This window comes from Mesorhizobium sp. M7A.F.Ca.CA.003.01.2.1 (assembly GCF_003998945.1).
GTDB lineage: Bacteria > Pseudomonadota > Alphaproteobacteria > Rhizobiales > Rhizobiaceae > Mesorhizobium > Mesorhizobium ciceri.
On the sequence record NZ_RZRA01000580.1, the window covers coordinates 1 to 3637 of the forward strand.

General features: G+C 62.7%; 5 protein-coding genes. 2 read left to right on the forward strand and 3 right to left on the reverse strand.

What is annotated here, in order from left to right; translation table 11 throughout:
- The coding region (locus EN969_RS21480) for a GreA/GreB family elongation factor (protein WP_206525202.1) at nt 1-114 on the forward strand (114 nt) is incomplete at its 5' end.
- A gap of 239 nt (nt 115-353) precedes the next feature.
- On the opposite strand, the gene waaC is transcribed toward EN969_RS21480, so the two are convergent.
- Genes waaC through rfaD form a run of 3 tightly spaced genes read right to left on the reverse strand, consistent with a single transcriptional unit; the run spans nt 354 to nt 3261 of the window.
- Nucleotides 354-1328, reverse strand: coding sequence for a lipopolysaccharide heptosyltransferase I (gene waaC / locus EN969_RS21485; protein ID WP_063168814.1), 975 nt, complete (start codon nt 1326-1328; stop codon nt 354-356).
- Nucleotides 1325-2332: a lipopolysaccharide heptosyltransferase II gene (gene waaF, locus EN969_RS21490; RefSeq protein ID WP_063168813.1), complete on the reverse strand. Its 1008-nt coding sequence runs from the start codon at nt 2330-2332 to the stop codon at nt 1325-1327. The genes waaC and waaF overlap by 4 nt, the downstream gene beginning before the upstream one ends.
- Nucleotides 2305-3261: an ADP-glyceromanno-heptose 6-epimerase gene (gene rfaD, locus EN969_RS21495; protein ID WP_063170316.1), complete on the reverse strand. Its 957-nt coding sequence runs from the start codon at nt 3259-3261 to the stop codon at nt 2305-2307. Before rfaD ends, waaF begins: the two co-directional genes overlap by 28 nt.
- Between rfaD and EN969_RS36135 the strand changes: the two genes are divergently transcribed.
- On the forward strand, nt 3233-3637 hold a 405-nt coding region (locus tag EN969_RS36135; RefSeq protein WP_245467470.1), incomplete at its 3' end, for a type II toxin-antitoxin system Phd/YefM family antitoxin. The two genes, rfaD and EN969_RS36135, sit on opposite strands and share 29 nt — an antisense overlap.

Here is a 3637-nt window from a genome sequence, read left to right on the forward strand (position 1 = left end):
ATCTCCTCGCCGATCGCGCGTGCGCTCATCGGCAAGGAAGTCGGCGACGCCATCGAGGTCAACGCGCCTGGCGGCGCCAGGGGGTATGAGATCGTCCAGGTGCAGTTCATCTAGGACCTTTGATAATTCTACTCTGGCGGCCGACTACAGCGCCGCGCGTCCTCTCGGACGCGCAAAGGACGCTGTAGGATTTTCAGTTAGCGCATGATCCCTTTCCGAAAATCAATTACGATTTTCGGGGGCATGCGCGGGCGGTTTTCTGCGCTTCCGGTGCTCACGTACTTTAAGTACGCGCCGCTCCGGTTCTCGAAGAACCACGCTATTCGACTCGCCAGAGCGAATTCTGAAAGGTCCTATGCCGGCGCTTGTAGTTTAAGTGCCAATAGCTTTTCTGCTTCCGCCACTACCTGCACCGGCACAACACGCCCCCCATGCGAGGCCAGCAGTGTCGATGCGTAGCGTCCGCGCGGGCCGGTCAGACCCGGCTCTGTTGCCAGGAAAATTGCGACCGTCGGCAGGCCAAAGGCACTGGCAAGATGGGTCAGCCCGGTGTCGGCGCCGATAACCAGCGTCGAGCCGCCGATAGTCGCGGCGATTTCGGACAGCGGCGATTTCGGTACCACGATCGTTGACGGCACGGCGCCTGCGATTGCCTCGGCCACGGTTTTCTCACGCTCGTTCGACCAGGTCGTGACCGGCGTCATCCCCCGCTCAATCAGGAGGTGGGCGGTTCCGATCCAGTCTTCGGCCGGCCATTTCTTGTCTTCGCGGCTGGTTCCGTGCAGCAGGAAGGCGGTTTTTCCAGAAGTGCCCGCCAGGGTGCCGGCGGGCGGCACGATGCCGGAGTCCAGCGTCGAAAGATCGGGCTGATAGGCGAGCGCCAGGCCAAACAACCGCCGCGTCCGTTCGATGGCGTGGAGATCGCGCGGGACGGCATACGTGGCATCGTAGAACAGCGTCGCCGAGGGTTCGCGCGCGCTCGAACGGTCGAAGCCGGCAATGGGTGAGCCCGCCTGTCTTGCCACCAGGGCCGATTTCAGCAGGCCTTGCGCGTCGATGACCAGATCGTAGCGGCAATTGCGCAAGGTGCGGCGCAGGGCGGCCGCCTCGCGCCAGGTGGCGCCGTCAAGCAGCGCCTTGCGCCAGCGCCGGATCGCCACCGTATGAATCTTGTCGATCGCCGGGTGAAGCGCGACGATTCCGGCGAATGCCTCTTCGACGCACCAGTCGAAGGTCAGGTCCGGGCGGTGGCGACGGGCATCCTCGACCGCCGGAAAGGTGTGGATGACATCGCCCATCGACGACGTCTTGACGATCAGCACCTTCATGCCGCGGCCGGAATTTCCAGCAGCCGGTCCGCCGCTGCCGCGACCTGGCCGACTTCCAGCGTCTTCAGGCAGTTGAGGTGGCCGAGCGGACAGACCTTCTGGTGGCAGGGCGAGCACGACAGGCCGAGCCAGACCAGCTCGCGGCGCTCCGCCAGCGGTGGCGTGTTTTCGGGCGAGGTCGAGCCGTAGACGGCGACGATCGGCGTGCCGACGGCGGCCGCGACATGCATCAGTCCGCTGTCGTTGGACACAGCCAGCCTGGCGGCGGATATCAGGTCGATGGCGTCCTCCAGCCGCGTCTGTCCGGCGAGGTCGACGACGCCGGGGGCCAGGGCTGCGATCTCCGCCGTCACGTCGCGGTCGTTCTTCGAGCCGAACAGCGCAACCTTCAAGCCTTTGCCCATGAAGCCGCTGGCAAGCCCGGCATAGCTTTCGCTGGGCCAGCGCTTGGCAGGGCCGAATTCCGCGCCGGGCATCAGGGCCACGAATTTCTGCGGCGCCAGCCCGAAACGGCCGAGCAGGTCGACCTGGTTTTTCGTGTCCACGCTAAGCCGGGGCGCCCGGAAACTGCCGCCCTGGGCAAGGCCGAAATAGGCCTGCGCGGTGCGTCGTTTGATGCTGTCGGGCAATGGCACGACGTCGGTCAGCAGGCCATAGCGCATCTCGCGCAGATTGCCGACACGGCGCGGAATGCGGGCAAAGAACGGAATCAGCGCCGACTTCCAGCTGCCCGGCAGGATATAGGCCATGTCGTAGCGGCCGCGCAGCAGGCGGCCGAAGCGGCGGCGATGGGTGAATTCGAGCGCGCCGGGTTTGAGCGGAAAATCGATCTGCTGGCGGATTTCGGGCATGCGCTTGACCAGGGGTGCTGCCCAGGCAGGCGCCAGCACATCGATGGCGGCGTTGGGATGCAACTCCTTCAGCGCCGAAAACAGGCACTGCGCCATCACCATGTCGCCCACCCAGCGTGGGCCGATCACGAGGATCGTTGGGCTTTCAGCCATTCGACATAGTCTCTGACACCGGTTTCCACTGTCCGGAATTGGCCATTGTAACCGGCCGCGCGCAAACGGGACATATCAGCTTGCGTAAAGCTCTGGTAGCTGCCCTTGAGATGGTCGGGAAAGGGGATGAATTCAATCTCCCCTTTACCCAACGTGTCGATCACCGTTTCGGCGATGGCGCGGAAGGGCTGGGCACGGCCGGTGCCGCAATTGAAGATGCCGCTTGAGCCCCGTTTCCACAGCCACAGATTGACGTCGGCGACATCACCGACATGGATGAAGTCACGGCTTTGTTCGCCGGGTCCGAATCCGTCATAGGCGCCGAACAGTTTCGGGTTCTCGCCTCGCTCGACCTGGTTGAACAGATGGAAGGCGACGGAGGCCATGGCGCCCTTGTGCGCTTCGCGCGGGCCATAGACGTTGAAGTAGCGCAAGCCTACGACCTGTGAATGGTCGGCCTGCCCGGCGAACACGGTTCGCCTGACATAGTCGTCGAACAGCTTCTTGGAATAGGCGTATACGTTGAGCGGCCGTTCCAACGCGGGATCCTCGAGGAACTCCGAGCCGCCGCCATAGACGGAAGCCGAGGAGGCATAAAGGAAAGGCACGCGCAAACTCTGGCTTGCATGCAGCAACCGTTTCGAGAAGGCGTAATTCACCTCCATCATGAATTTGCCGTTCCACTCGGTGGTGGTCGAGCAGGCGCCCTGGTGGAACACGGCCTCGATGCGGCCGAGCGAGCCGGCCTCCATGCGGGGCAGGAAATCGTCCTTGTCGAGATAGTCGGCGATCTTGAGATCGGCAAGATTGACGATCTTGTGACCGTCGGTAAGGTCGTCGACGACGAGGATGTCGTCATGCCCTTCGGCATTCAGCGCGGCGACGATGTTGGAGCCGATCATGCCGGCGCCGCCCGTGACGATGATCATGAAGGACCTCTGGTTGCTTGCGATTCCGGTCCTTATAGGGGAGGCTAGCCGGGCTGTCGACAAAGCCAGGTGCATGCGCCTGTCCTGCCATTTTATGCGCTTGTCTGTTTTGTCTATTTTGTCTATTATGGACAAAACAGGGTATCCCATGAAAAACTATCCGTCGACCGATCTGAAACAGAATCTTGGAGATGTGCTTGCAGCTGCCAGCCAGCAGCCGGTCTCCATCACTCGCCACAACAAGCCGAGATACGTCCTGATGAGCATCGAGGCCTACGAAGCGCGCTTCGGCAACGACAGCCGCCGCGTCTACGCTGCGAAGGACGCCCCGACCGAACATGTCGAGATGCTCGAGGAGTACGCCGCGGAATTGGAC

What these genes read in the sequence shown, in the direction of transcription:
- waaC (WP_063168814.1), bottom strand. Translation starts at nt 1,328, where the DNA reads ATGAAGGTGCTGATCGTCAAGACGTCGTCGATGGGCGATGTCATCCAC.
- waaF (WP_063168813.1), bottom strand. Translation starts at nt 2,332, where the DNA reads ATGGCTGAAAGCCCAACGATCCTCGTGATCGGCCCACGCTGGGTGGGC.
- rfaD (WP_063170316.1), bottom strand. Translation starts at nt 3,261, where the DNA reads ATGATCATCGTCACGGGCGGCGCCGGCATGATCGGCTCCAACATCGTC.